This is a genomic window from Massilia terrae, assembly GCF_024753145.1.
GTDB classification, from domain to species: domain Bacteria; phylum Pseudomonadota; class Gammaproteobacteria; order Burkholderiales; family Burkholderiaceae_D; genus Telluria; species Telluria terrae.
Window position 1 is genome coordinate 300,483 of record NZ_JANUGU010000006.1, and the last position, 22,868, is coordinate 323,350.

Genomic DNA, 22,868 nt, shown 5'->3' on the forward strand with positions numbered 1-22,868 from the left:
CGATGCAAGGAGGCGACGAGCAGCCCTGCCGCAACAGAGCTGCCTGCCGGGTTGCGGAGCTATTTGCCGAGGATGGCGTTATCCAGTTCCGTGAGCTGCTGGAGGCGGCGCGTGGTCAGCAGGGCGCGCAGGCCGGACGAGGGCATGGCGGGGTATTTGATCGAGGTGAACAGTTCCATCGCGTCGCGGTAGGCCAGCCAGGCACGCTGCGTCTTTTCGACGCCGGCTTTGCGGATGTTGCCGAGGTAGGAATCGGGCACTGGCGCGGCCTGCATGAACTGGCGGTAGGTGTCGTTCATCTTCGCGTCCAGGGCCGCGAACTCCGCCTCCGAGAAACGCGGCAGCTTGCCTTGCTGGAAGTCTTCGACGTCCTGTTCGAACCGGTCCAGTTCGGCGGATTCCACCTCGGCTTGCACGCGGGCGTGCGCGACGCTCGACGTATCCGTCTCGTTGTCGCGACGGTGCTGGGCGAAATAGCGCGCAGCCTGCAGGGCCATGTCGAAGCCGACTTGTTCTTTCGGGGCCCAGCCGCGCGCGAGCCCGCCGAGCTCGTCGGCACGGGACTTGGCCAGGCGGCGCTCGCGTAGCGCTGCGCATCCGCTGGCGCCCGGCGCTTCTTCGCAGCGGTCGACGCGGTCGCGCCCGCCGCGCTGGACCAGTTTCAATAGCCGGCTTCTCATTTCCGTGACGGAGCCCGGGCTGCTGCAGGCGAAGCGCATCGCCAGGCCGAGGTTGGGCGCGACGCCGTCGCCGTTGGCATAGAGCATCATCAGCACGGCATTGTCGCCGGTCGCAAACGCGCAGTCGCGCACCGCTTGCCAGTCAGCGTCGGAAGTGGTTTTGCGCGCCAGCGCCGTGTAGTAGAGCGCGCTGGCGTCGCAGCGGGCGGGCGCGGCGCGGTGCGGCTGGTCCTGGCTGGGCACCCGCTGGTAGCGCACGCGCTGGCACTGCAGGTTCACCTCGGCCAGGGCGGACCGGTCGGTCTTGGCGCCGAGCAGGTAGGGGTAGGGATGGGCGAAGGCCGTGCCGCACAGCAGCACGGCGGGAAGAATGGCGAGCGGCAGCGCCCTGCGAATAGTGGTGGAGTTAGCCATGGCGATCTCCTTCAATGCGCCCGCGCTTGTGGCCGGGCAAATTCCGGACGGAAAATTGAACGCTACCGCAGGGAGGATGCGGGCGCGGTGAGGTGGCGCAATTGCTTGTGATTTATTGCTGGGAGGGCGATTGTCTGCGGAATGGATGGTGTTCGTGACTGGCCGATTACATCCGCTGCAAGCTTCGCAATACAGGAAAATTTTTTCCGATCGGAAAAACACAGAGGCCGAAAACGGGTCTAAAATTCCACCCGTAAATGATTCCTGACGCCAACCACTTCGGTTGGCGTTTCGCTTTTTGGGCCCTGTTAGCAGACTTTTATGGGCAGAAGTCGTCAGTACGGGAGCGTTGGCCAACACCTCCGCGAACCAACGACCTCCCTGGAAAAGAACGCCAGCCTGGCATCCTCAACCGCTTATCTGGATCAATGCAAACTCTTCCTTCTTCCCCTACCTCGACCCAGCGTCTTTCGATTTCCCAAGTCCAAGCCCAGGATTTCGCCCTGCCGCTGCTGTTCATCCTGTTCGGCCTGATCATGGGCTCGTGGGCTGGCCGCATCCCGGCGCTCGCCGCCGGCGTGCACGTCTCGCACGCTGCACTGTCCATGGTGCTGCTGTGCGGCGGCCTCGGCGCTGTCGTTTCCTACCCGATCTCGTCCTGGCTGATGGGCAACTATGGCGCGCGCAAGACGCTCCTGATCGCCGGGCTTGCCCTGCTGGCCGACCTGGTGTCAATCGGCATCGCGCCGACCGTCCCGCGCCTGATGCTGTCGGTGCTGATGCTTGGCATCACCGCCTCGACCTTCGACGTCGCGGTGAACTCGGCCGCGACCAGGCGCGAGAAGGAGACTGGCAAGTCGGAACTGTCCAAGCTGCATGGCCTGGGCTGCGCCGGCGGCCTGGCGGGCGCAACGCTGGGTAGCCTCATGGCGAGCCTGCACATCGCGCCGGGCACGCACTTCCTGATGCTGGCCGGTCCGCTGGCCCTGCTGCTGTGGGCGGCATACCAGATGCTGGATGTGAGCGATGCGTGCGAGCAGGTCGAGAAGAAGAAGTTCGCGCTGCCGCGTGGCCCGCTGGCGCTGCTGGGCGCGATCGGCTTCCTCGGCTCGATGGCGGAAGGCAGCATCGCCGACTGGAGCGGCGTGTTCCTGCGCGAACACTTCCACGCCACCGATGGCCTGGCGCCGCTCGCCCTGTCGGCGTTTTCGGTCATGATGCTGACGTCCCGCATGGCCGGTGACCGCCTGAAGGCGCGTCATGGCGCCAAGCAGCTGGTCAGCAGCGGTGCCGCGCTCGCGGCGGCCGGCCTGTTCTTCGCCGTGCTGTCGCCGAATGCCGTGTTCGCGCTGGGCGGCTTCGCTGTCGCCGGCCTCGGCCTGTCGCTGGTGTTCCCCTTCGTGTTCTCGGCGGCCGGCGCGCAAGGCCCGGCAGCGCTGGCCGGCGTTGCCAGCATGGCGTACACCGGCAGCCTGATGGGCCCGCCCGCGATCGGCGCCATCGCGCAGGGCCTGGGCATGCAGGCGGCGATCAGCTGGATCGCGGTGCTGGCGCTGGCGATCGCCTGGGTGGCCAAGCGCTCGCCGTTGCTGAAGTAATCATCCCGGCATCTCCTCGATCGGCGGCGCCGATAGGGCGCCGTTTTTATATCTGCACTCGTCTCTGTCGACCTGTGCGCCATCGTACGAGACACCAGATGCAGCCGTTTGCGCTGCGCCAAATGTGTCACGCGGCCGGCGGCGAACTTCTGCAGCCCAGCAGTCTCAAACACTGGCTTTCGCAAACGCGAAACTCAGGAGGCGCAGATGCACAGCATGCTCGACGCGTGGTCTATCGTGCGGTTTCACGACCGGGAACTCGCACGGCCCGGCTGGCCCCAGCCACCCTCGGCGGACCTGGCCGCCGCGTGGCGGCCCATCGCGGCCAACCACCGCTGCAACTGCCAGCTGTGGCAAGAAGAAGACCGGGTGCGCCGCCGCGATGTGCCGGCCGCCGACATCGCCGACGGCAAGCGCCGCATCGATGGCCACAACCAGCAGCGCAACGATGCGGTCGAGGCCATCGACGAAGCGATCCTGGCCGAGCTCGCGCATGTGCGCCTGCGCGGCGGGGCGCGTCTTTCCAGCGAAACTGCGGGCGCCATGATCGACCGGCTGTCGATCCTGGCGCTGAAGGTCCACCACATGCGCCTGCAGTCGCAGCGTGCGCCGGCCGGGCAGGCCCATGTGCAGTTGTGCGGCGCGAAGCTGGAACGATTGGAAGCGCAGCGCGCCGACCTCGCGGCTTGTCTCGACCGCCTGCTGCGCGAGGCACGCTCGGGAGAGACCTATTTCAAGGTCTATCGCCAGTTCAAGATGTACAACGACGCGTCGCTCAATCCCTATCTTTACGGGCCGGACGGCGCGGGCGCCGGTGGGACTGTACCGTGACCAGCTTCCCTATCGATGTGCTGGTGCCAACCTGCGACCGCGCCGCGGCGCTGGCGGTGACGCTGACGGGTTGGGCGCGCAGACGGTGGGCCCGCTGCGTATCGTCATTTCCGACCAGTCGGTCCGCGCCGATGCCTGCGTCAGCGCCGAGGTGCAGGCCGTGATGCGCTACCTGTGCGCACGTGGGCACCTGGTGGGGCTGCTGCGCCGCATGCCGCCAAGGGGGGCGAACCTTGGCGGATGTACTTCAACGAGGTTCCTGAACCGCCGCTGCGATATGTGCCGTGTTCCACCCGCGTGCCGGCGCGGACCGATCGCAGCGAGCACATGATGCCGTTCGCCGGCGCATCGCCCAATTCGGACTTCACCAATATGGCCACATGCCGGTCGCGCGTTGGTTGTCGGGCTCGGTGCCCGAAAGCAGCGCACGGGCGTGATCCAGGACCACGGCGGCACGCTCGGCGTCCGGGTCCCAGATGCAGCGATGACTGTGGCGGTCGAGCGGCGACCAGCGTGCGATGTCGGCCTTGCTGAAGATGACCACGCTCTTCAGCTGTAGCCCGGCGGCGATGTGCGATACCCCGGTGTCGTTGCACACCAGCAGGCGAGCGCGCCGCATCAGGCAGGCCATGGCGCCGACCGAGATCGGCGCGGCTGCGTTGATGGCCGGGGCGCGCATATGCGAGGCAACTTGCGCTGCCAGTCCCACTTCCGACGCGGAGCCGGTGAGCACGATGTCGAGGCCAAACTCCGCCGCCAACTGGTCGGCCACTTCCGCGAAGCGCCGCGCCGGCCAGCATTTGTCGCGATGGCTCGCCCCTGGATGAATGCAGATGTAGCGGCCCGGTGCCAGCCTGGCGGCGACGCCGCTGTCCGCCAGTTCCTGCTCGTCGGCCGGCGTGAGCGGAAACTCCAGATAGTCACCCATGCGGTCGGCGCCCAGTTCGGCCATGATTGCGAGCAGCCGCTCCGGTTCGGCGCCGGATTCCGGGAAAGGCAGAAGGGTCGTGGTTTCGCTGCACACCGTGGCGCCGCGCGTGCAGCCCGCCATCGTCGCGGCACCGAAGCCGGTCACAATTTCGTTGCTGATGTCGCCGCTGCCATGCAACTGGATTGCGAGCGACAGCTTGCGGCTGCATACGTCCGCATAGAAACCTGGCAGCGCCGCATGGCGCACCTGCTGTTCCGGCAGCATGGGGTGGCCGGGGAAGGCGATGAATTCGTCGATGTAGTGGTGAAAGCGGCGCGCGAACTGGCTGGCCCACGGCAGCCCGACCAGGATGGTGTGCGCTTCCGGCGCCGCGCAGCGCAGCGCACGCAGGGCCGGCACGGCGCACAGCATGTCACCCAGCTGCAGGGCGCGGAACACCGCGACGGAGCGGACATCGAGCCGGTGCAGGAGTGGACGGCGGTTCACGGTTTCCTCCATCAGAATGTCCCGCGATAAATTGCACAGCCGGAGCAGACCGCGGGTGGGACGGCAGATGAGAGCCGGGCCCGGAACTGCGCGTACGGCCTACCATGCCAGACCGCGGCGACGCCATCCACGCACATATTGCCCAGTTGGGCACGGTCGGGCGTGGCCACCATGCAAGTCGAGCATGCGCTCGCACAGCGTGCTGCGCCCGCGCAGGCGTTCGACCACCAGGTCGTCGCAGCTCGCAAGCGCCGCTTCGATTTCCTGCAGCCTTGGCTCAGGCCCGAGGTAATCGTCGCTCCAGCGATATGAGCTGGCTGTCCCGGCAATTTCGGCCAGCCCGTAGTCCATCGCCGTCTCCCAGGGTTCACGCGCGATGCAGCGGTTCAGCTACCCTTTGAGCAGGCTGAGTTCAACTTAGTTCAAGGCGATCGCGTGCATCGCGGCGAAACCTGTGCGTGAAAACGAGGTCAGAAGTGGTTTCCGAAGGGAGGACATCATGGCTCACGTCAATCCGATCCAGATCCAGAAGTACCTGAAGGGCGTCGACTACCCGGCATCCAAGGAGGCGCTGCTGGCGAAGGCGAAGAGCATGGGTGCGGACGAAAACGTCTGCCAGTCAATCGAGCAATTGCCCGACGAAGATTTCCAGACGCCTGCCGACGTCAGCCAGGCCTTTGGCCGCTTGCCGGACGAGGTGACGGGCGCCGGGCCTGCCCGGCAGGCGCGCGCCACGCGCCAGCATGGCGAGCATCGCGGCGCCAAGGATGAAGCCGCGCCCAAGGACGAGGCTACGCACAAGGAGGAGGCGCGCAAAGCCAGCCATGGAACGGCGCATCCCGGACAGCCGCGCTATACCGGCGGCAACGAATTCCTGATCGAGGCAATGCAGGACGCGATGGCCGAGATCCAGATCTGCGAACTGGCCATCGAACGTTCGCAGAACCCGGACGTGAAGAAGTTCGCGCAATCGATGATCGACGAACACGGCCGCATGGGCCACGAGCTGGAGCAATTGGCTGGCGAAAAGCAGCTCGAAGTGCCACGGGCGATCCGACCCGAGCAGGAGATGACGGTGGACGAGCTGTCGGCCCTGTCCGGCCGCGATTTCGAGCAGCGCTGGATCCAGTACAACATCGATGTGCACGAGCGCGACACCAAGGTGTTCCGTCATTACGCCGAGGACCAGTCCGACCGCGAGATCGCGGCCATGGCGAAGAAGCAGGGCGCCGCGCTCGCCAAACACCTCAAGGCCGCCCATGATCTCGGCAAGAAACTGGCCAAGCGCTGAGCCCTGCAGCAGGAAGGGGTATCATCGTGGCATCTCCACCCGATGCCACGACGATGCTGCACACGCCCGCCAGTTTCATCCCGCTGATCACAAGGCAGGAGCACGATGACCCGCTGACCTTCCTTTTCCACCAAGGCAAACTGCTACTGCGCGAGGCCGACCTGGCCGTGCCGGGCCTGGGAACCGTGTCTTCGATGGATGTCGATCCCTCGCGGCTGCAGCCGGTCGGCCTGTTGGACGGGCGCTATGTCCAGACCGCATGGCTCGACGGCGATGCCGCGCCCCCGGGCTATGCCTGGCAGACCCTGCGTTCCGCGCTCTGGACGCTCGATGCGCCGCTGGCAGGGGTGGCGGGTCGCGCCGCGCAGGTCGCGGAGTGGGCGCGCACCCACCGTTTCTGCGGCGCCTGCGGCAGCGCCACCAGCCAGGCCAGGAGCGAACGCTGTTTCACCTGCACCGTGTGCGGCCACATGGCCTACCCGCGCATTTCGCCGGCGATGATGGTGCTGATCCGCAAAGGCGACGCCTACCTGATGGCGATGCACGTGAACTCACCGTCCAAGCGCTTCACCCCGCTTGCCGGCTTCCTGGAAGCGGGCGAATCGATCGAGGAAGCGGTGCACCGCGAGGTGTACGAGGAAGTCGGCCTGAAGGTCAGCAACCTGCGCTACTTCGGCAGCCAGGCCTGGCCTTTCCCGCATTCGCTGATGATCGCCTTCACCGCCGACTACGAAAGCGGCGAGATCCGCGTCGACCCGAACGAGCTGTCCGAGGCGCGCTGGTTCGGGCCGGACGACGAGTGGCCGGAGCGCGTGCCGCACATCTCGGTGTCGAGCGTGCTGGTGGACGCGCACCGGCCTCCGGGCCGCTAGGTCGCCGGCAAGGCCACCGGCTGCGTCTCGGTGGATTCGGCCGGCTTGCTGCCGGTGCCGCGCATCTGCACGGCGCGCTGCAGCATGTCGAACCAGAACGGGGCGCCGAACAGCGTGGTGCACGCCGTCACCAGCCAGCCGGAAACTTGAAGCAGGAATTCCGACCCCAGCACCGGCGGGAATTTCTCCCAGCCGATCGGCAGCGCCATCAGCGCGTCGACCGTGGCCTGGTCCAGCGCGCCGGGCGCGCCGCTGATGTGCGCGGCCAGCGCCGGGTGCAGCCATAGCGTGCGGAACAGGTGGATGCTGTCGATATTGAGGAATACCGCCAGCAGCAGCGACAGGAGGAAGGAAATCAGCAGTTGCTTGCGCTTGTAGGCGCCGGACATGCGCTGCATGGCGTTGTCGAACCAACCGGCGACGAGGCGCTGGAATTGCTGCAGGTCGGCCGCGCGGCGGTACAAGCCTTGCATGGCGCGCTTGACCTGCGGGTCCGGGATCGACTCGATGGCGGCGCCCAGCGCCTCGTAGGTCGCCGGCCCGTTCTTCTGGATGCTGTCCATCAGCGCGATCGCGAAGTGTAGCGGTTCGATGTACGAGGGCTTGGCCTTGAGATCTTGTTCGTGGTCGGCGCCGCCATGCGGGTTGACCAGCGGATGCGTGTAGACCGCCTGCGCCAGCCGGCTGAAATCGGGATCGTTGAGCATGGTCTTGATGCCGGCCAGCAGGGTGTTGGCGCGCAAACGGAAGATCGACGCCAGCGCTTCCTGCAGGGTGGTGACGATCAGGGCGACCGAGCCGAAACAGAAACTGAGACCGATCGCGACTTCCAGGACAGTACTCCCGAGCATGATTGTTCTCCTCGTGGGCAGACGAAAAACAACGCTAGCGCATTCGGTAAATGCCCGAGTTTGGCTGGATCAAACTTTGGCGCGGCCGGTCGATCCGACGCATTTTCTATATACTGACGGCAATCGAAAAATTTAAGGTTGTTTATGTCCGATAAAGAAGCCTTTACCGAGAGCGACTGGCGCCGCCTTCTGTCGAGTCTGGGTGAAGACCCGAACCGCGCCGGCCTGCACGAGACCCCGGCGCGCGTCGCCAAGGCCTGGAAGCACTGGACTTCCGGCTATGACCAGGACCCGGTCGAGATTCTCAAGGCCTTCGAAGATGGCGCCGAGGAATACAACGAGCTGATCGTGGTGCGCGGCATTCCGGTCTACAGCCATTGCGAGCATCACCTGGCGCCGTTCTTCGGCAAAGCCACGGTTGGCTATCTGCCCAACGGCAAGATTGTCGGCCTGTCCAAGCTGACCCGTCTCGTGGACGTGTTCGCCAAGCGGCTGCAGGTGCAGGAACGCATGACGATCCAGATCGCCAATGCCCTGATGGAAGTGCTCGAACCCAAGGCCGTCGGCGTGGTGGTCAAATGCCGCCACATGTGCATGGAAAGCCGCGGCATCCGCACTCCGGGCGAAGAAACCATCACCTCCGCCATGCTCGGCGAGCTGCAGCCCAACCTGGCGCTGCGCACCGAATTCCTGTCGCTGGCCCGCGACTGAGCGTTTTCGCGCGCGCTTCGGGAACCTGTTCCGGATCGATCGCCTCCAAGGGATTATTTGAGGCGATCGAGATGGCCAGGCCAGAATTTCCGAGCGACTTGTCGCGCGACCAGTTCGAACACATCCGGGACATGCTTGAGGCGGCGCGCCGCAAGACGCGTCCGCGCAAGCACGACCTGTACGATGTGTTCAACGCGGTCATCTACTTCCTCGATTCGGGCGCCGCATGGCGCAGCATGCCGCCCGAGTTCCCGCCGTGGCGCACGGTGCACGAGTATTTCACCCAGTGGACCATGCTGCGCGAAGGCGGCAAGACCTTGCTTGAGCGCGCGCTGGAACGGGTCGGCCGGACCAGGGAAATCGAACGATTGCATCAGCTGCTGTCGCCGCGCTGACCGCAGCTGTCCACCACTTTAGTTGCCGTCATTCCCGCGAACGCGGGAATCCCATTTCTTGCGCAAACCACCACGTTTAATCGGTGTGGTGCGCACGGAAAATGGGGTTCCCCCTCCGCGGCAACGACGTTCTATTTTAGTAGTGTCGCCCAGCTGTAACACACTGTTGCGATTTCGCGTGGTGCGCCCCTGCGCGGGGGTTAAGCTAGAGCTCAGCCTTGCCACTTCGCCATTACCCCCGGAATACGCCATGTTCGAGCACCTCAACCTCATCCTGTTCTCCGCCCTCAACGCTTCCGCCGGTCTGTCCGGCTGGCAACTGCTCAGCGCGCGCTTCGCCGCGGAATGGCTGATCCTGCTGGTGCCTCTCACGCTTGCCGCCCTGTGGATCGGCGGCGACGCCCGCCAGCGCCAGGCCGCCGTGCACGCTTGCCTGGCCGCGATCGGCGCCCTGGCCGTCAACGCCACCATCGGCCTGCTGTGGTTCCACCCGCGCCCCTTCATGGCTGGCGTCGGCCACACCTTCCTGCACCACGCGCCCGACAGCTCCTTCCCCAGCGACCATGCGACCATCCTGTTCACCGTCGCGCTGGCGCTCGCCTTCAGCCAGATCGACAACGCGCGCCGCATCGGCAGCCTGCTGTTGCCGGTGGCCGTCGTCGTTGCCTGGGCGCGCGTATTCCTGGGTGTCCACTACCCGATGGATATGTTCGGTGCACTCTTGGTGTCGGTCGTCGTCACGACGCTGTTCCAGGCCCGCATGGCGATCGCCGCCAGCGCGGCCCTGGTGCCGATGATGGAATCGGTGTATCGCCGCGTGCTGGCGGCGCCGATCGCGCGCGGCTGGCTGCGCCCGTAAGCCGTCAGCGCAGCGCCAGCGTCGTCGAGCCCGCCTGTACGAAGACCATCTTGTTTCCGATCATCCGGAATGCCCCCAGCGCCTGCCCGCTCGCCGCGGCGGGCGGCGCCAGTTCCGTGCAGGTATTCGTTTCCACCTGCCACAGCTTGCTGCCCGCCTGCAGCGTATAGACACCATTTCCGTTCGCATACAGCGCGACATCGACGCGCTCGGCCGGCATCGTGCCCAGCGAATAGCGGCGCTGGCAGCCCGGAAGGTTGGAAGCGACCAGCTGCAGGTTCAGCGCGCGGTCCCAGAAATGGGGCTGCTCGGCATGCACCACCAGCGAGTGATCGGCGTCGCTGTAGCTGGCGGCATCGTCGACGCAGCCCGTCAGGCACAAGGCGGCCAGCGGAATCAGTAAGGTGCGCATACGCTTTCCCTTGGAATATATGGCCGAGTATAAGACGCTTCCGTGTTTCGTGACACACGCCGCCGCGTCAGCCGGACTCCATGCTTTTTCGATTTGCGCGATGATACGCCGGACCTGAAAAGGCAAGCCGAACCCGCTGCCCAGCCGATGGCCAGACGGGACTCAAGTCATCCATTCGACGAGCTCTGTCATGCCTGAAGACCAAGCAAGCCTGGAAGCGGAAGCCGCGCCCTACGTGCCGCCGCAAAAAGTCACGCTGCGCATCAACGGCGCGCTGCACGACCTGATGATCGAACCGCGCGTGACCCTGCTCGACGCGTTGCGCGAAGTGCTGGAACTGACCGGCACCAAGAAAGGCTGCGACCGCGGCCAGTGCGGCGCCTGCACCGTACTCATCGACGGCGAGCGCGTCAATTCCTGCCTGACGCTCGCGATCATGCAGGAAGGCCGCGACATCGTCACCGTCGAGGGCCTGGCCGCGCACGGCCATCCGCATGCGATGCAGCAAGCCTTCATGGACCACGACGGCTTCCAGTGCGGCTATTGCACGCCGGGACAAGTGTGCTCGGCGGTGGCCTTGCTGGGCGAAGTCCGGCGCGGCGACGCCAGCCTGCACACGCGCGGCGAAGCGCTGTCCATGGGCGAGCTCAGCGATGACGAGATCCGCGAACGCATGAGCGGCAACATCTGCCGTTGCGGCGCCTATCCCAACATCGTCGCCGCGATCCGCAGCGTGGTCGAGCGCGCTGCACCCGGTGGCTGACGGGGAGGGCGCGTGCACTCCATTTCCTACGACCGGGCCCGCGACGTCGCCCACGCCATCGAACTGGCGCGCCAACCCGGTGCGAAGTTCATCGGCGGCGGCACCAACCTGCTCGACCTGTACAAGAGCGGCGTCGAGCGCCCGGTCAGGCTGGTGGACGTGAGCCGCTTGCCGCTGGCCGGCATCATGGAATTGCCGGACGGCGGCCTGCGTATCGGCGCCACCGCCAGCAATACCGCCACCGCCAACCATCCGCTGGTGCGCCAGCGCTACCGGCTGCTGTCGGACGCCTTGCTCAACGGCGCCTCGAGCCAGCTGCGCAATATGGCCACAGTCGGCGGCAACCTGCTGCAACGCACGCGCTGCTATTACTTCACCGATCCCACGCTCGGCCCCTGCAACAAACGTACACCCGGCGCCGGCTGCGCGGCCAGGGATGGCTACAACCGCATCCACGCGATCCTCGGCGCCAGCGAGCAATGTATCGCCACCAATCCATCCGACATGAGCGTGGCCTTGTGCGCGCTCGATGCCGTGGTGCGCCTGCACGGACCAAATGGCGAGCGCGCTATCCCGCTGGCCGACTTCCATCGCCTGCCCGAAGATCGGCCGCAAGACGATACCGTGATCGCCGCCGGCGAACTGATCACCGCGGTGGATCTGCCGCCGCCGCGTTTCACCGCCCATCACTATCTGAAGGTGCGCGACCGCGCCAGCTACGAGTTCGCGCTGGTGGCCGTGGCCGCCGCGCTGGAATTCGATGGCGCCTCGGTGCGCGATGCCCGCGTGGTGCTCGGCGGCGTCGCACACAAGCCCTGGCGCGCGCAGGCCGCCGAAGACGCGCTGCGAGGCGAGCCCTTGAGCAACGAAACGCTGCGCAGCGCCGCTGAGGCGGCAGTGCAGGGCGCCCGGCCTTTGGAACACAACGCCTTCAAGATCGAGCTGGCGCGCCGCGCCGTCGAGCGCGCCTTGCGCATCGCTGGAGGAATGGCATGAGCGCCATCGGAGCCCCCATTAACCGCACGGACGGCTGGGCCAAGGTCAGCGGCGCGGCCCGCTACTCTGCCGAACATTTCCCGCCGCAGATGGCGCATGCGGTCATGGTCACCAGCACCATCCCGGCCGGCCGAATCAAGCGCATCGAAGCGGACGCGGAATGCCCGGGTGTCCTCCTCGTCATGACCCATGAGAACGCGCCGCCCCTGCCCCCGGGCATGAAGGCGGGCAAGCTGCAGCCGCCGATCGGCCGCGTGCTGTCCCTGCTGCAGGACGACGCTGTCCACTACAACAACCAGCCGATCGCCGTGGTCGTCGCCGATACGCCCGAGCACGCGCGCGAGGCCGCTGCCCGCCTGCACGTCGAATACGAGACCGCACCGGCGATCCTGACATTCGAGCAAGCCAGGCAGCACACCTATCCACCGGACAAGGTGCTGGGCGAGTCGGCCGATACCCGGCGCGGAGACTTCGAAGCCGGCATGCTGGCCGGCAGCGTGCAGCTGGACGCGACCTATGTCACGCCATACGAGACCCACAATCCGATCGAGCCACATGCCACCGTGGCCGCCTGGGACGGCGAGCATCTCACGCTGTACGACTCGACCCAATACATCAAGGGCGTGCAGAGCATTGTTTCGACCATTCTCGGTATCCGGCAGGAACAGGTGACGGTGCTGTGCCCCTTCACCGGCGGCGGTTTCGGCTGCAAGGGCTCGGTCTGGTCGCACGTGGTGCTGGCCGCGATGGCAGCGAAGCAGGTGGGCCGGCCGGTCAAGCTCGTGCTCGACCGCAACCAGATGTTCGGCCCGGTCGGCGGCCGGCCCATCACCGAGCAGCGGATGCGCCTCAGCGCCATGGCCGACGGCCGCCTGACCGCGTCCGGCCACGACGTGATCGCCTACACCTCGATGATCGAGGACTGGATCGAGCCCTGCGCGCTGGTCACCCGCATGATGTACGAGTCACCCGCGCAACAGACCTCGCACCGCCTGGCGCGCATGAACCTCGGCACCCCGACTTTCATGCGGGCGCCAGGCGAAGCAACCGGCAGCTTTGCGCTGGAGGCTGCGATGGACGAGCTGGCTTACGAGCTGGGCATCGACCCCATCGAGATGCGCCTGCGCAATTACACGGAGCGCGACCCGCAGAAGCAGCTGCCTTACTCCAGCAAATCCTTGCGCGAGTGCTACCAGCTCGGCGCCGACCGCTTCGGCTGGAGCCGCCGCAATCCCGCGCCGCGTTCGATGCGCGAAGGCGACAAACTGGTCGGCTGGGGCATGGCCACCGCCACATATCCGACGCACCGTATGGCTGCTTCCGCTACCGTCGTCATGCATCCTGATGGACACGTGCTGGCCCGCTCGGCCACGCAGGACCTCGGCACCGGCACCTACACCGTCATGACGCAGGTGGCGGCGGATGCGGTCGGCGTGCCGGTCGAGCACGCCAGGTTCGAGCTGGGCGATTCGCGCATGCCGGAGGCGCCCGTTTCCGGCGGCTCGATGACGGTGGCGAGCGTGTCGTCGGCGGTGCACGCGGCGGGGCAGGCCTTGCGCCTGAAGCTGATCGGTATCGCGGCGGCGGACGCGCTGTCGCCCCTGCGCGGCGTGCAACCGGACGACGTGGATGCGGCCGACGGCTGGCTGTCCATGCGCAGCGATCCGCAGCGGCGCGAGCGCATGTCCAGCATCGTCAAGCGCCACGGCGGGCCGGTCGAGGCAAACGCGAAGGCCGAGCCGGGCAGCGAATCGGAGCAATATTCGATGCACTCCTTCGGCGCAGTGTTCGTCGAAGTACACGTGGACGAGACCTTGTGCGAGATCCGCGTGCCGCGCGTCGTTGGTGTTTACGGTGTCGGCAAGCTGATCAACGCGAAGACGGGGCGCAGCCAGCTGATGGGTGGCATCGTCTGGGGCCTGGGCATGGCGCTGCTGGAGGAAACCGTGTTCGACGAGCGCGTGGGCCGGGCGGTGAATGGCAACCTGGCCGAGTACCACGTGCCCGTCAACGCGGATATTGGCAATATTGACGTGCTGGTGGTGGACGAGGAGGACCCGCACGTGAATCCGCTCGGCGCCAAGGGCATCGGCGAAATTGGCATCACCGGCGTGGCCGCGGCGGTGGCCAATGCCGTCTGGCACGCCACTGGCAAGCGCGTCCGCGATTTACCGATCACGCTAGACACGCTGTTGTAAAGGCGTAAGCCGGGTGTCGCGCTGCGTTTGCGATACCGCTTGATACAAACAGCAACTTGAAACCCCCGCCCGCGCGCCCAATTATCAAGCGACCAACCAAGGAGCGCACCACCATGACCCCACAAGATTCCCAACTCCTGCAGGATTTCCTGACCCAGCTGGTGCAAGCGCGCGGCGTCGCCAAGGATCCGCAGGCCGAAGACATGATCAACCGCGCCGCCAGCCAGCAGCCCGATGCAACCTACCTGCTGGTCCAGCGCGCCCTGCTGATGCAACAGGCGCTGAACAATGCCCGTGCCGAGATCGAATCGCTGCAAGACCAGCTGCGCAACGCCGCGCCGCAGAGCCGCTCATCCTTCCTCGACCCGACCACCTGGGGCAACAGCGGCGCCACGCGGCCCTCTGCATCTGCGCCGCCTAGCTACCAGCAACCCGCTCCCGCCTCGATGCAGGCCCAACAGCAGCCGGCTACCGGTGGGGGCTTCCTGAGCGGCAGGGGCGGCAGCATGCTCGGCAACATTGCGACGACCGCGGCCGGCGTGGCGGGCGGCGCCTTCCTGTTCCAGGGCCTCGAACATTTACTCGGCGCCCACGCCGGCAACGGCTTCCTCGGCCCGCAATCGGCCTTGATGTCGCGGCCCGAAGAAACCACCATCGTCAACAACTACTACGAAGACAAGGACAGCAACCGCAGCAACCTGTTCGACGATTCCGACCGGGATAGCTCGGATAGCCTGCTGAGCGACAGCAGCGGAAACAGCGACTTCGACGACCTCGGCCCGGATGACGACGATCTGTTCACTTGAAATTCCAGTCGGGCGTTGGCCCGGTACTGGTATGTAAGTTAGAACGTCGTTCCCGCGGAGGCGGGAACCCCATTTCCGTCGCTCAGCCGCAAACGTTAATGATCGCGGCCTGCCTGCAAAATGGGGTTCCCGCTTTCGCGAGAACGACGCTAGCTTTTTTTTGATACCTTGCGGATTAATCGGCTGCGTGCTGCTTTTCCGCGTGCTGCCCGCGCGTGTTCTGCCACCCGCCGCCCAGCGCGAGGAACAGCGTCACCTGGTCCGACGCCAGCTGCGCATCCGACGCCGCGACGGCGCTCTCCGCCACCGCCAGCGCGCGGTCCGCATCCAGCTTGCTCAGGAAGTCCACGCGGCCGTAGCGATACAGCTTGTCCGCCTGCCGCTCCGCCAGCGCGCTCTGGTCGCGCGACGATTTGAGTGCCGCGTTGCGGTCCAGCTCACGCGCATACACCGTCAGCGCGCTTTCGGTTTCGCGCAGCGCGTTCAGCACCACGCTGTCGAACTTGGCCAGCGACCCCTTGGTCGTCGCCTCCGCCTGCTCGATGTGCACACGCGCCGAACTGGTCGCCGGCAGGCTCCACGAGATCAGCGGCCCGAGCCCGTAATGCCAGGTGTTCGCCTCGCCGATCCCCGGGATCATGCCGATGCTGCCGAAGGACGCGCCCAGCGTGATGTTCGGGTACAGCTCCGCCGTCGCCACGCCGATGCGCGCGGTGGACGCGGCCAGCGTGCGCTCGGCCTGGCGGATGTCCGGACGCCGGCGCAGCAGCGCGGCGCCATCGCCCACCGGGATCGCGTTCGCCACGTGTGGCGGCACCTCGCACTTTGCCACGTCGGCCGGGAAGTTGGCCGGCACCTCGCCGGTCAGCACCGCCAGTTTGTACAGCGCGGTGCGGCGATGCGCCTCCAGCGGCGGCAGCGAGGCGCGCAACTGGTCGAGCTGTGCCCGCACGCGGCTGTTATCGAGCGCGATGCCACGGCCGCGCTGCACACGCTCGCCCGTCAGCTTGACGAACTGCTGCTGCAGGTCGACCGACTGCTGCGCCACCTTCAGCTGGTAGCCCGCCGAGCACGCGTCCGCATAAGCCCGCGCGGTGTCGGCCGCGATGATGACGTGCGCGAGATCGCTCGCCGCCTGCGCCGCCTCCTCATCCGCTTGCGCCGCCTCGATCGCGCGCCTGATCTTGCCGAACAGGTCGAGCTGGTAGCCCACCTTCACTTCAGCCGTGTACAGGCCGGAGTCCGGCAGCTTCTCCGGAATGCCGAGCGAAGCGCCGGCGATGCGGCCGTAGCCGGGCTGCGCTTCCATCTCCACTTCCGGACGCTTCTTCTCCTCGACCGATTCCACGATCGCGTGCGCGTGCTCCAGGTTGGCGGCGGCCACGCGCAGGTCGGCGTTGGTGGCGAAGGCTTTTTCGATCAGCTTGTCGAGCGTCGGGTCCTGGTACAGCTTCCACCAGTCCGCCGGCAGCGGCTCGGACTTGAACGGCTTCTCGGCCGCGCCCAGGAACGGCTTCGAGGCTTCCGGCCGCTTCACCACGGCTTCGTCAGGCACCTTGTAATTCGGTCCCACGGTGGTACAAGCCGCCAACGCAAGCAGCGCTGACGCGACGGCCGTTCTGGTTACGATGGTTCGATATGAATTCATGGTTGCTTATCGCTTGGTGGTGGTGGGCGCCGCGGCATGCTGCGCCGGTGCCGGGTTGGCGGCGGCCAGCACTTCCACCGTCGCCGTCTGGCCCGCGACCAGGCGCACATCGGCGGGCACGCTGTCGATGGCGACGCGCACCGGGATGCGCTGCGCGAGGCGCACCCAGTTGAAAGTCGGGTTCACGTTCGGCAGCAAGTTCGCGCCGGTGCTGCGGTCGCGGTCCGCGATGCCCTCGGCGAAGCTTTCGACGTGGCCCGCGATCGCCTGCTTCGTGCCCATCAGCTTCACGCTCACCTTGTCGTTCAGGTGGATGCGCGGCAGCTTGGTCTCCTCGAAGTAGCCCTCGATGTAGAAGGACTTGCTGTCCACGATCGCCAGCACCGGATGGCTGGCCGCCGCGTACTCGCCCTCGCGCAGGTCGAGGTTGGTGACGAAGCCGTCGATGCCGGACACGATGCGGGTACGCTCCAGATTCAGCTTGGCGGTGTCGCGGTTGACTTCCGCCTGCGCCAACGCGGCGCGCGCCTGGTCGGTCCTGGTCTGGCCTTGTTCGCGCGTTTCTTGCGATACGAGATCATCGAGCTGCGTGTTGCGCTTGTTCTCGCGCTGCGCCTGCGCCAGCGCGGCTTGGGCGGCCAGCACGCTGGCGTCGGCCTGGCGCAGCGCCAGCTCGAAGCGCGCGCGGTCGACGTCGAACAGCGGATCGCCCTTCTTCACTTGCTGGTTGTCGTGCACGTAGACCTTGGTGACGAAGCCGGTGACGTCCGGCGCCACCTGCACCACGTAGGCTTTCACGCGGCCGTCGCGCGTCCACGGATCGACCTCGTAGTAGCGCCACAGCTGCAAGCCGGCGTAGATGGCGGCGGCCAGCGCCACCAGAGTAATCGCGACCCGGCCCACAGCCGGAATGATGTTTTTCTTGACCATGTCAGGACCAGTTGGATGCGAAATGTGCGAGGCTGCCCAGTACGATGACGAACAGCGAAAGATCAAACAGCGCCGGGTGCCACACCAGGCGATAAAAGCCGGCGCGCGCAAGCAGGCTGCCCAGCACGCGCGAGACCAGCAGCGCCGGCAGCATCAACAGCAGCAGCGGCGGCATGTACAGGCCGAAGAGACTGACTTCGCCGATCATTGAGTTTCCTTTTCAAGCACGGGTGAAGGCAGGTAGGCAGCGGCGCGCGGGAACAGGTCGCGCCGGATGCCCGCCAGCGCGGCCACGGCCTGGGTTTGCCCGACGGATGCCATGTCCTCGCAGACCGCACGCAGCGCGTTGTCGAGTGATCCAAGCAAGTGAGCTTCGTTGGCCTCGATGACTTGAGGGCGCGATTCGAAGTGGCGCGCCAGGTCGGCCATCGCCACTGCGATCGACGCCTGGCTGCGTCCTAGTTCGCCGCGCGCCGCCGCAAGGTGCGACATGTTCAGGCCGATGCGCAGGTCCTTCAGCGCATCGGTCGCCGGCAGGTCCTGCTGCTTGCCCGCCAGCTGAAGGCGCGGCGTGAGCAGCGAGATCCGGTCGACCATGCGTGCCGAGAATTCGGACACCGACGGCACCTTGTCGCCACGGCCTATGCCTGCCAGTTCGCTCCATCCCGCCTTCAACAGCCGGCGCGCCGTGAATCCCGCGCCTACCGTGCGGAACAGGCGCGTGGTGAGCGCCGCCATCCAGATACCGGCGATTTGCGCCAGCGTGCTGTTGACGAACGTGATCATGTCTGCGTTGCGCGTGTCCACCATGGCCAGCGTGCCGGCGAGGCCGAACAGGAAGGGCATCGCCTGGCCGAAGTTTGCCGGACGCGCCAGCAGCACGCCCAGCACGAAGAAGGTCGGCGCGCATACCAGCACCAAGGATTCGAAGTTGTTCACCGCGGGCAGGATCCCCAGCACGTACAGCGCAGACAGCGGGACCGACCACAGCGTCCACTTCAGGAAGCCGGTGATGAACGGGACCGGATCGTCCTGCGTCGAAAAGAAGCAACACATCACCGCCGCGAACATCGGCACCACGGAGCCCGAGGGCCAGCCGGTGATGATCCAGAAAGCGCAGCCGGCCAACACGCCGATCAGCGCGCCCAGCGCGGACATCAGCGCCATGCCGCGGTCCAGATGCAGCGCGGCCGCTCCGGCCGGCTCCAGGTCGCGCGCTTGCGGCGGCAGGCTGCCGTGGACGCCGGCATCGATATGGCCGCGTAGCGCCTGCGCCGCCACGCACGCATCGATCAGCGCGCGCAGGCGCAGCGCCAGGTTCACTTCGACCAGCTCCTGCCAGCTCGACGCGCGCCCAACTGCAGGCGTGAGCTCGTCGATCTGCGCACGCAGCGCGTGTTCGCGAAGAAGGTCGACTTCGCCGCGGCGGCTGTTGGCCCAGTCGCGCACGTCGTCCAGCACCGCGCGCCAGCGCAGCGAGACGCCTTCCGCGCCCAGTTCACGCAGCGTCTTCAGGCGGTCCTCGATCCCGGACAGCAGCGGCATCATGGTCGCCAAGCGATCCTGCAGCGCGTGGATCGCATTCGAGGTCCAGCGCAAGTGTGAGGTATCGAAGGGCAGGTGGGTCGACATCATGCGCAGCTCGGTGATGTCGGCGGCCAGCTTGCGACGGTCCTTCTGCGCGTCGCCCGACAGCGACAGCGCGTCGGTGATCCAGTGCTGGGCGTCGCGCAGCGCGTTGTCCAGGCGCGCCAGCAGCACCGGCGCGAAGCTCTGCGGCAGCACCAGCGAATGGATCAACGTCGCGCAGCCCATGCCGAGCAGGATCTCCTCGACGCGCGCGAGGCCGGTGTCGAAGATCGTGTCCGGCCGGTCGACCGAAGGGAAGGCGATCAGCGCGCAGGTGTACCCGGCCAGCATGACCACGTACGAGCGCGGCGTGCGGTCCAGCAGCGAGATGTACAGGCACACCGCGACCCACAGCGCGATGCCGAGCGAGAGCAGCTCCGGCGAATTGACCAGGTTCGGCACCAGCAGCACCGCGCCGGCCGCGCCGAGAAAGGTGCCGGCCAGGCGGTAGATGGCTTTCGAGCGCGTCGGCCCGGCGAACGGCGCGGACACGATGTACGCGGTCATCATCGCCCAGAACGGACGCGGCAAGCCGATACGCAGCGACACGTACACGGCGAGCATCGAGGCAGCGAAACTTTTAACGGAGAAGAGCGCCTCTTGAAGTGTGGGCGCCCTCACGAATGCTTGCGCCCGGGGGCGTCTTTGTCGGCGGCTTCGATGGCGGCGGTCAGGCCGGTCAGCACGCGCATGCAGGCATGGACGTCGTCTTCAGCGATGTCGGCGAACAGCTTGCGGCGGAAGGGAATCAGCGCCTCCTCCATGCCGGCGGCGCGACGCGCGCCTTCAGCGGTGAGGTGCAGGGTCTTGGCGCGGCGGTCGATCGCGTCCTCGCGGCGCTCGACCAGGCCGATTTCAATCAGGTGGTCGGTGACGCGCACCAGCGACGAGGGCTCCACGCCGAGCGTATCGGCCAGCACGCCGCAGCGCACGCCTTCGCCGAGGCGGCCCATGATCAGCACCGGCAGGCCGGTCGCCTGTGACAGGCCGTACTCCGACGTGACCTTGTCCACGGCGGCGCGGTAGGCGCGCCCGACTTGGGGGAGCATCGAAACGAGGGTCATCAGGGTTTGGTCGTAGGACGGCATGCGAGTCCGCAATCATCGTTAGTAGGCTAAAGTTTAGCATGCGAAGTATTTTTGCGCAAACTAGGCAACAACCTGACGACCGAGAAGGGTCAGATTCGCATCAGTTGACGTCTTTCAAGCCGGCGTCTTCTATTCTCTCGTTCAATCGAGGCTTGGGTGGACGGTTGTCAGTTCTCATCTAGGAGGCCTCGCATGTCTCAGTTCTACAGCGATTTCAAGGAAAATATGGCGGCCCTCGGTCTGCCAGCACCTGAAAGTCTTTTCGGTTCAGTACAAAGTACGGTCACCACCGCAACGGCAATCCTGGCCTGTATCGATAAGTTTGGGACTAGAGTTACCGTCAAAGAGATGATCGGCGCTGGTACGCGACTGGAGGGCCTCGGTTCCGTTGGCGCTTGCTCCGCCGCGTTCTATGTCGGAGCCGTCATCGGAAGTCTCGCGGTTGCCTCAGGACGATCCCTTGGCAAAGGGACATCCTTGAGTGATGTCCTTGTCACAGTATCCCGCTGGGGCTTTTCTCGGCAGTGGCTGGTCCCATTTCTCCAGAGGGTGCCCGGCGTCTACAACCCCGGAGTGGCTACGCGAGCTAACTACCGGCACTATGCGACAGTGGTATGAAAGATCGCGCATTTTTGCTCGTCACCGGCCTGCTCTTTGCCAGCCTCGGATGGGCGATCTGGCATTTTTTCGGGCTAGATTCGCCGTGGGTAATTTCCATCGTCCTGCTCGTCGCAGTTATTGCAGACAACGCCCGCCTCCGCCGCCGGTTGCGTAGCAAAAGCGAGGACGATATTTGAGCGTGCTTGCCGAGCGAGCGTTGATGTTGTGCGCGGTCGTGATTGTGACCTGTCCGCGACCGAAAGGCCTCCTTCCGATAATCGCACCATCATCATCAACGAACGGGCGGGCTGCGACCGCAGATTGATCCTGGGAATAGCGTACTATTGTTCAAACAGTCGACGTCAACTGCTTGTGTTGAATAGAGGACGCTCCTTCGGGCGAAGGAAGCATTACCGCTGCACGAATTGCCTCGACGGTTGGTTTATTACGTGACTGAAAACGGATCGTTCGTATCCCTGCTTGTTCGAGCCGGCTGTCTCGCACTTCATCCTTTGCCCGTGAATGCGTTCTATCGTCCAGTTCGAGGACCGCGACGATATTGCATCGCTCGTCGCAAATCAGATAATCAACCCGCTGTTGCGCGATTCTAAGGTGGTCACTAGAAGCCTGCTTCTTCTCACGGCTGGCCGGCTCCAACAGGGCGGACATGGCGACTTGAGGAAATACGTAATACTCTGGCAACGCGTGGATGATCCTTCCAAAGAATTCCATCTCGTTGTCAGTTAGAAGCTTGCGCGCCCTGTACTTTCCCTCTCTGCGCCCGGACTTCTTCGAACTAAGGAGAGCCGAAATTATCACTGCAACGAAAATGATGATTAGCGGAATAAGAATTTGTTTGTTCATTTTTTGAGCACCCATTTCCTGTGGAATGCCAAGAACATCGCCTGCTTATGTAGTGAACCGACGTTGAGCACTTCGGGGATCGACCAGCGTCTCAAGATTTCGCGATCCAATAACGGTGAAACGATTAGATCGCCGTTATCCGTGAACGATATCATTCCTTTGTCAAAAAGATGATCAACGTGCGGAGCAAGGAGAAGCCCATTGCACCCGTTGAGTTTCTCCATATCGGTACAGTCTTTCCACGGTTTGATGTGGCTCGCGCGAAGGTTTCTCGGGTCGCTCACGCCAGTTACGCGGCATGCCTTTTCATTTCGGCGCACGTTTATTTTGAACAATCCCTGCCCACGTCGGGATTTGACCAATTGCTCTTTCATTGTTGGACCAATATCCGTGCGCCCAACTATTGCCGCCTCAAGGTTGGAGCACACGATTTCTTGCTCGAGATCCTGGCGGCGACCAATCACAGTTTCGTACTCGCGTCCGATCAGCCCGATAAGGATCCCGGCCATATGCTGAGGAACCCGCGTCAGATAGACAGACTGAAGACCATCTCCGTTCTCTTGAAGAGGCGAGTACTTTTCTGGCAAGTAGGGCCGGATCTGATCGATATGGTCTTTTGGTCGTACCGGCCGCGCCAGTTCCGTGAACTCAATTGGAACAAACCAGCCAATGTTGGACCAGTTGTCGCCAGCTTTGTCAAAGACGGGCTTCGCGCTGCTATAGGCACCGCCTGTCGCAATACCGACTGCCTTTATAAGGGTATCGCTGAAGGAAAAGACGATATCGCCGGAGCGAACGTCTGTCATGTAATCGTAGAACTGGTTTCTATGACCATTCGATTTCGTCTTGGGGGACCACAGAAAGCCGCCAGAGATTTCTTCAGTATAGGTTTGGTTCTGATTCACCCACCAGCAGTTAGCTATTGGAAGCAGGTTTCCAGTTGAGGGCAATGGGATATGTTGGTTCACTAGGCTCTCCAGTCACAAAGTGCGATGGATAATGAGTCAACATTTTA

At 65.0% G+C, this 22,868-nt stretch carries 24 protein-coding genes and 1 pseudogene; 13 read left to right on the forward strand and 12 right to left on the reverse strand.

The window, feature by feature from the left end; genetic code table 11:
- Window positions 1-59 precede the first annotated feature (59 nt).
- Window positions 60-1,094 (reverse strand): lysozyme inhibitor LprI family protein, encoded by a 1,035-nt coding sequence (locus NX778_RS18000; protein ID WP_258813161.1) that lies wholly within the window; start codon window positions 1,092-1,094, stop codon window positions 60-62.
- Between the two features lie 428 nt (window positions 1,095-1,522).
- Between NX778_RS18000 and NX778_RS18005 the strand changes: the two genes are divergently transcribed.
- On the forward strand, window positions 1,523-2,692 hold the full coding sequence (locus NX778_RS18005; protein ID WP_258813162.1) for an MFS transporter: 1,170 nt from the start codon (window positions 1,523-1,525) through the stop codon (window positions 2,690-2,692).
- 207 nt (window positions 2,693-2,899) lie between these two features.
- Window positions 2,900-3,523, forward strand: coding sequence for a DUF4254 domain-containing protein (locus NX778_RS18010; protein WP_258813163.1), 624 nt, complete (start codon window positions 2,900-2,902; stop codon window positions 3,521-3,523).
- 364 nt (window positions 3,524-3,887) lie between these two features.
- Here the strand turns inward: NX778_RS18010 and NX778_RS18015 are convergent, their stop codons facing one another.
- The gene (locus NX778_RS18015; RefSeq protein WP_258813164.1) at window positions 3,888-4,940 is read right to left on the reverse strand and encodes a glycosyltransferase family 9 protein; all 1,053 of its coding nucleotides are present in this window, start codon (window positions 4,938-4,940) and stop codon (window positions 3,888-3,890) included.
- A gap of 99 nt (window positions 4,941-5,039) precedes the next feature.
- Window positions 5,040-5,291 (reverse strand): hypothetical protein, encoded by a 252-nt coding sequence (locus tag NX778_RS18020; RefSeq protein ID WP_258813165.1) that lies wholly within the window; start codon window positions 5,289-5,291, stop codon window positions 5,040-5,042.
- Window positions 5,292-5,439: 148 nt separating this feature from the next.
- On the opposite strand from NX778_RS18020, the gene NX778_RS18025 reads away from it, so the two are divergent.
- Both NX778_RS18025 and nudC read left to right on the forward strand, forming a co-directional pair.
- A complete protein-coding gene (locus NX778_RS18025; protein WP_258813166.1) occupies window positions 5,440-6,231 on the forward strand; it encodes a DUF4142 domain-containing protein in 792 nt (263 codons plus the stop codon).
- Between the two features lie 53 nt (window positions 6,232-6,284).
- Window positions 6,285-7,103: an NAD(+) diphosphatase gene (gene nudC, locus NX778_RS18030; protein WP_258813192.1), complete on the forward strand. Its 819-nt coding sequence runs from the start codon at window positions 6,285-6,287 to the stop codon at window positions 7,101-7,103.
- Here the strand turns inward: nudC and NX778_RS18035 are convergent.
- The gene (locus tag NX778_RS18035; RefSeq protein WP_258813167.1) at window positions 7,100-7,954 is read right to left on the reverse strand and encodes a hypothetical protein; all 855 of its coding nucleotides are present in this window, start codon (window positions 7,952-7,954) and stop codon (window positions 7,100-7,102) included. The genes nudC and NX778_RS18035 overlap by 4 nt on opposite strands.
- Before the next feature lie 144 nt (window positions 7,955-8,098).
- Between NX778_RS18035 and folE the strand changes: the two genes are divergently transcribed.
- From folE to NX778_RS18050, 3 genes and pseudogenes are all read left to right on the forward strand, one after another.
- Window positions 8,099-8,665 carry a GTP cyclohydrolase I FolE gene (gene folE / locus NX778_RS18040; RefSeq protein ID WP_258813168.1) on the forward strand — a complete coding sequence of 189 codons (567 nt, stop codon included), beginning with the start codon at window positions 8,099-8,101 and terminating at the stop codon, window positions 8,663-8,665.
- 71 nt (window positions 8,666-8,736) lie between these two features.
- Window positions 8,737-9,012 (forward strand): annotated as a pseudogene (locus NX778_RS18045) (transposase); the annotation flags it as partial.
- 298 nt (window positions 9,013-9,310) lie between these two features.
- Window positions 9,311-9,919 (forward strand): phosphatase PAP2 family protein, encoded by a 609-nt coding sequence (locus tag NX778_RS18050; protein ID WP_258813169.1) that lies wholly within the window; start codon window positions 9,311-9,313, stop codon window positions 9,917-9,919.
- Window positions 9,920-9,923: 4 nt separating this feature from the next.
- On the opposite strand, the gene NX778_RS18055 is transcribed toward NX778_RS18050, so the two are convergent.
- Complete coding sequence (locus NX778_RS18055) at window positions 9,924-10,331, reverse strand: hypothetical protein (RefSeq protein WP_258813170.1); 408 nt, start codon at window positions 10,329-10,331, stop codon at window positions 9,924-9,926.
- A 190-nt stretch (window positions 10,332-10,521) separates the two neighbouring features.
- On the opposite strand from NX778_RS18055, the gene NX778_RS18060 reads away from it, so the two are divergent.
- The 4 genes from NX778_RS18060 to NX778_RS18075 all read left to right on the forward strand — a co-directional run bounded on the left by NX778_RS18060 (window position 10,522) and on the right by NX778_RS18075 (window position 15,094).
- Window positions 10,522-11,094, forward strand: coding sequence for a 2Fe-2S iron-sulfur cluster-binding protein (locus NX778_RS18060; protein ID WP_258813171.1), 573 nt, complete (start codon window positions 10,522-10,524; stop codon window positions 11,092-11,094).
- A 12-nt stretch (window positions 11,095-11,106) separates the two neighbouring features.
- The gene (locus NX778_RS18065; RefSeq protein WP_258813172.1) at window positions 11,107-12,090 is read left to right on the forward strand and encodes an FAD binding domain-containing protein; all 984 of its coding nucleotides are present in this window, start codon (window positions 11,107-11,109) and stop codon (window positions 12,088-12,090) included.
- Complete coding sequence (locus tag NX778_RS18070) at window positions 12,087-14,288, forward strand: xanthine dehydrogenase family protein molybdopterin-binding subunit (RefSeq protein ID WP_258813173.1); 2,202 nt, start codon at window positions 12,087-12,089, stop codon at window positions 14,286-14,288. Before NX778_RS18065 ends, NX778_RS18070 begins: the two co-directional genes overlap by 4 nt.
- A gap of 113 nt (window positions 14,289-14,401) precedes the next feature.
- Window positions 14,402-15,094, forward strand: a complete 693-nt coding sequence (locus NX778_RS18075; RefSeq protein ID WP_258813174.1) for a DUF2076 domain-containing protein — start codon at window positions 14,402-14,404, stop codon at window positions 15,092-15,094.
- 175 nt (window positions 15,095-15,269) lie between these two features.
- Here the strand turns inward: NX778_RS18075 and NX778_RS18080 are convergent, their stop codons facing one another.
- Genes NX778_RS18080 through NX778_RS18100 form a run of 5 tightly spaced genes read right to left on the reverse strand, consistent with a single transcriptional unit; the run spans window position 15,270 to window position 20,389 of the window.
- Window positions 15,270-16,742, reverse strand: a complete 1,473-nt coding sequence (locus tag NX778_RS18080; RefSeq protein ID WP_258813175.1) for an efflux transporter outer membrane subunit — start codon at window positions 16,740-16,742, stop codon at window positions 15,270-15,272.
- Window positions 16,743-16,748: 6 nt separating this feature from the next.
- Complete coding sequence (locus NX778_RS18085; protein ID WP_258813176.1) at window positions 16,749-17,672, reverse strand: efflux RND transporter periplasmic adaptor subunit; 924 nt, start codon at window positions 17,670-17,672, stop codon at window positions 16,749-16,751.
- A 1-nt stretch (window position 17,673) separates the two neighbouring features.
- On the reverse strand, window positions 17,674-17,880 hold the full coding sequence (locus tag NX778_RS18090) for a DUF1656 domain-containing protein (RefSeq protein WP_258813177.1): 207 nt from the start codon (window positions 17,878-17,880) through the stop codon (window positions 17,674-17,676).
- The gene (locus tag NX778_RS18095) at window positions 17,877-19,922 is read right to left on the reverse strand and encodes an FUSC family protein (RefSeq protein ID WP_258813178.1); all 2,046 of its coding nucleotides are present in this window, start codon (window positions 19,920-19,922) and stop codon (window positions 17,877-17,879) included. The genes NX778_RS18090 and NX778_RS18095 overlap by 4 nt, the downstream gene beginning before the upstream one ends.
- Complete coding sequence (locus NX778_RS18100; RefSeq protein ID WP_258813179.1) at window positions 19,919-20,389, reverse strand: MarR family winged helix-turn-helix transcriptional regulator; 471 nt, start codon at window positions 20,387-20,389, stop codon at window positions 19,919-19,921. Before NX778_RS18100 ends, NX778_RS18095 begins: the two co-directional genes overlap by 4 nt.
- A gap of 192 nt (window positions 20,390-20,581) precedes the next feature.
- Between NX778_RS18100 and NX778_RS18105 the strand changes: the two genes are divergently transcribed.
- Both NX778_RS18105 and NX778_RS18110 read left to right on the forward strand, forming a co-directional pair.
- The gene (locus tag NX778_RS18105; protein ID WP_258813180.1) at window positions 20,582-21,007 is read left to right on the forward strand and encodes a hypothetical protein; all 426 of its coding nucleotides are present in this window, start codon (window positions 20,582-20,584) and stop codon (window positions 21,005-21,007) included.
- On the forward strand, window positions 21,004-21,186 hold the full coding sequence (locus NX778_RS18110; RefSeq protein WP_258813181.1) for a hypothetical protein: 183 nt from the start codon (window positions 21,004-21,006) through the stop codon (window positions 21,184-21,186). Before NX778_RS18105 ends, NX778_RS18110 begins: the two co-directional genes overlap by 4 nt.
- A gap of 151 nt (window positions 21,187-21,337) precedes the next feature.
- Here NX778_RS18110 and NX778_RS18115 read toward each other — a convergent pair whose 3' ends face one another.
- Complete coding sequence (locus NX778_RS18115; RefSeq protein WP_258813182.1) at window positions 21,338-21,853, reverse strand: DUF2726 domain-containing protein; 516 nt, start codon at window positions 21,851-21,853, stop codon at window positions 21,338-21,340.
- Complete coding sequence (locus tag NX778_RS18120) at window positions 21,850-22,821, reverse strand: HNH endonuclease (RefSeq protein WP_258813183.1); 972 nt, start codon at window positions 22,819-22,821, stop codon at window positions 21,850-21,852. Before NX778_RS18120 ends, NX778_RS18115 begins: the two co-directional genes overlap by 4 nt.
- Window positions 22,822-22,868 lie beyond the last annotated feature (47 nt).

Bases quoted from the DNA above. Each gene is read 5' to 3' on its own strand.
- NX778_RS18100 (WP_258813179.1), bottom strand. From the start codon at position 20,389: ATGCCGTCCTACGACCAAACCCTGATGACCCTCGTTTCGATGCTCCCC.
- NX778_RS18075 (WP_258813174.1), top strand. From the start codon at position 14,402: ATGACCCCACAAGATTCCCAACTCCTGCAGGATTTCCTGACCCAGCTG.
- nudC (WP_258813192.1), top strand. From the start codon at position 6,285: ATGCTGCACACGCCCGCCAGTTTCATCCCGCTGATCACAAGGCAGGAG.
- NX778_RS18050 (WP_258813169.1), top strand. From the start codon at position 9,311: ATGTTCGAGCACCTCAACCTCATCCTGTTCTCCGCCCTCAACGCTTCC.
- NX778_RS18010 (WP_258813163.1), top strand. From the start codon at position 2,900: ATGCACAGCATGCTCGACGCGTGGTCTATCGTGCGGTTTCACGACCGG.
- NX778_RS18085 (WP_258813176.1), bottom strand. From the start codon at position 17,672: ATGGTCAAGAAAAACATCATTCCGGCTGTGGGCCGGGTCGCGATTACT.
- NX778_RS18025 (WP_258813166.1), top strand. From the start codon at position 5,440: ATGGCTCACGTCAATCCGATCCAGATCCAGAAGTACCTGAAGGGCGTC.
- NX778_RS18020 (WP_258813165.1), bottom strand. From the start codon at position 5,291: ATGGACTACGGGCTGGCCGAAATTGCCGGGACAGCCAGCTCATATCGC.
- NX778_RS18055 (WP_258813170.1), bottom strand. From the start codon at position 10,331: ATGCGCACCTTACTGATTCCGCTGGCCGCCTTGTGCCTGACGGGCTGC.
- folE (WP_258813168.1), top strand. From the start codon at position 8,099: ATGTCCGATAAAGAAGCCTTTACCGAGAGCGACTGGCGCCGCCTTCTG.
- NX778_RS18005 (WP_258813162.1), top strand. From the start codon at position 1,523: ATGCAAACTCTTCCTTCTTCCCCTACCTCGACCCAGCGTCTTTCGATT.
- NX778_RS18035 (WP_258813167.1), bottom strand. From the start codon at position 7,954: ATGCTCGGGAGTACTGTCCTGGAAGTCGCGATCGGTCTCAGTTTCTGT.
- NX778_RS18070 (WP_258813173.1), top strand. From the start codon at position 12,087: ATGAGCGCCATCGGAGCCCCCATTAACCGCACGGACGGCTGGGCCAAG.
- NX778_RS18110 (WP_258813181.1), top strand. From the start codon at position 21,004: ATGAAAGATCGCGCATTTTTGCTCGTCACCGGCCTGCTCTTTGCCAGC.
- NX778_RS18080 (WP_258813175.1), bottom strand. From the start codon at position 16,742: ATGAATTCATATCGAACCATCGTAACCAGAACGGCCGTCGCGTCAGCG.
- NX778_RS18000 (WP_258813161.1), bottom strand. From the start codon at position 1,094: ATGGCTAACTCCACCACTATTCGCAGGGCGCTGCCGCTCGCCATTCTT.
- NX778_RS18105 (WP_258813180.1), top strand. From the start codon at position 20,582: ATGTCTCAGTTCTACAGCGATTTCAAGGAAAATATGGCGGCCCTCGGT.
- NX778_RS18060 (WP_258813171.1), top strand. From the start codon at position 10,522: ATGCCTGAAGACCAAGCAAGCCTGGAAGCGGAAGCCGCGCCCTACGTG.
- NX778_RS18090 (WP_258813177.1), bottom strand. From the start codon at position 17,880: ATGATCGGCGAAGTCAGTCTCTTCGGCCTGTACATGCCGCCGCTGCTG.
- NX778_RS18115 (WP_258813182.1), bottom strand. From the start codon at position 21,853: ATGAACAAACAAATTCTTATTCCGCTAATCATCATTTTCGTTGCAGTG.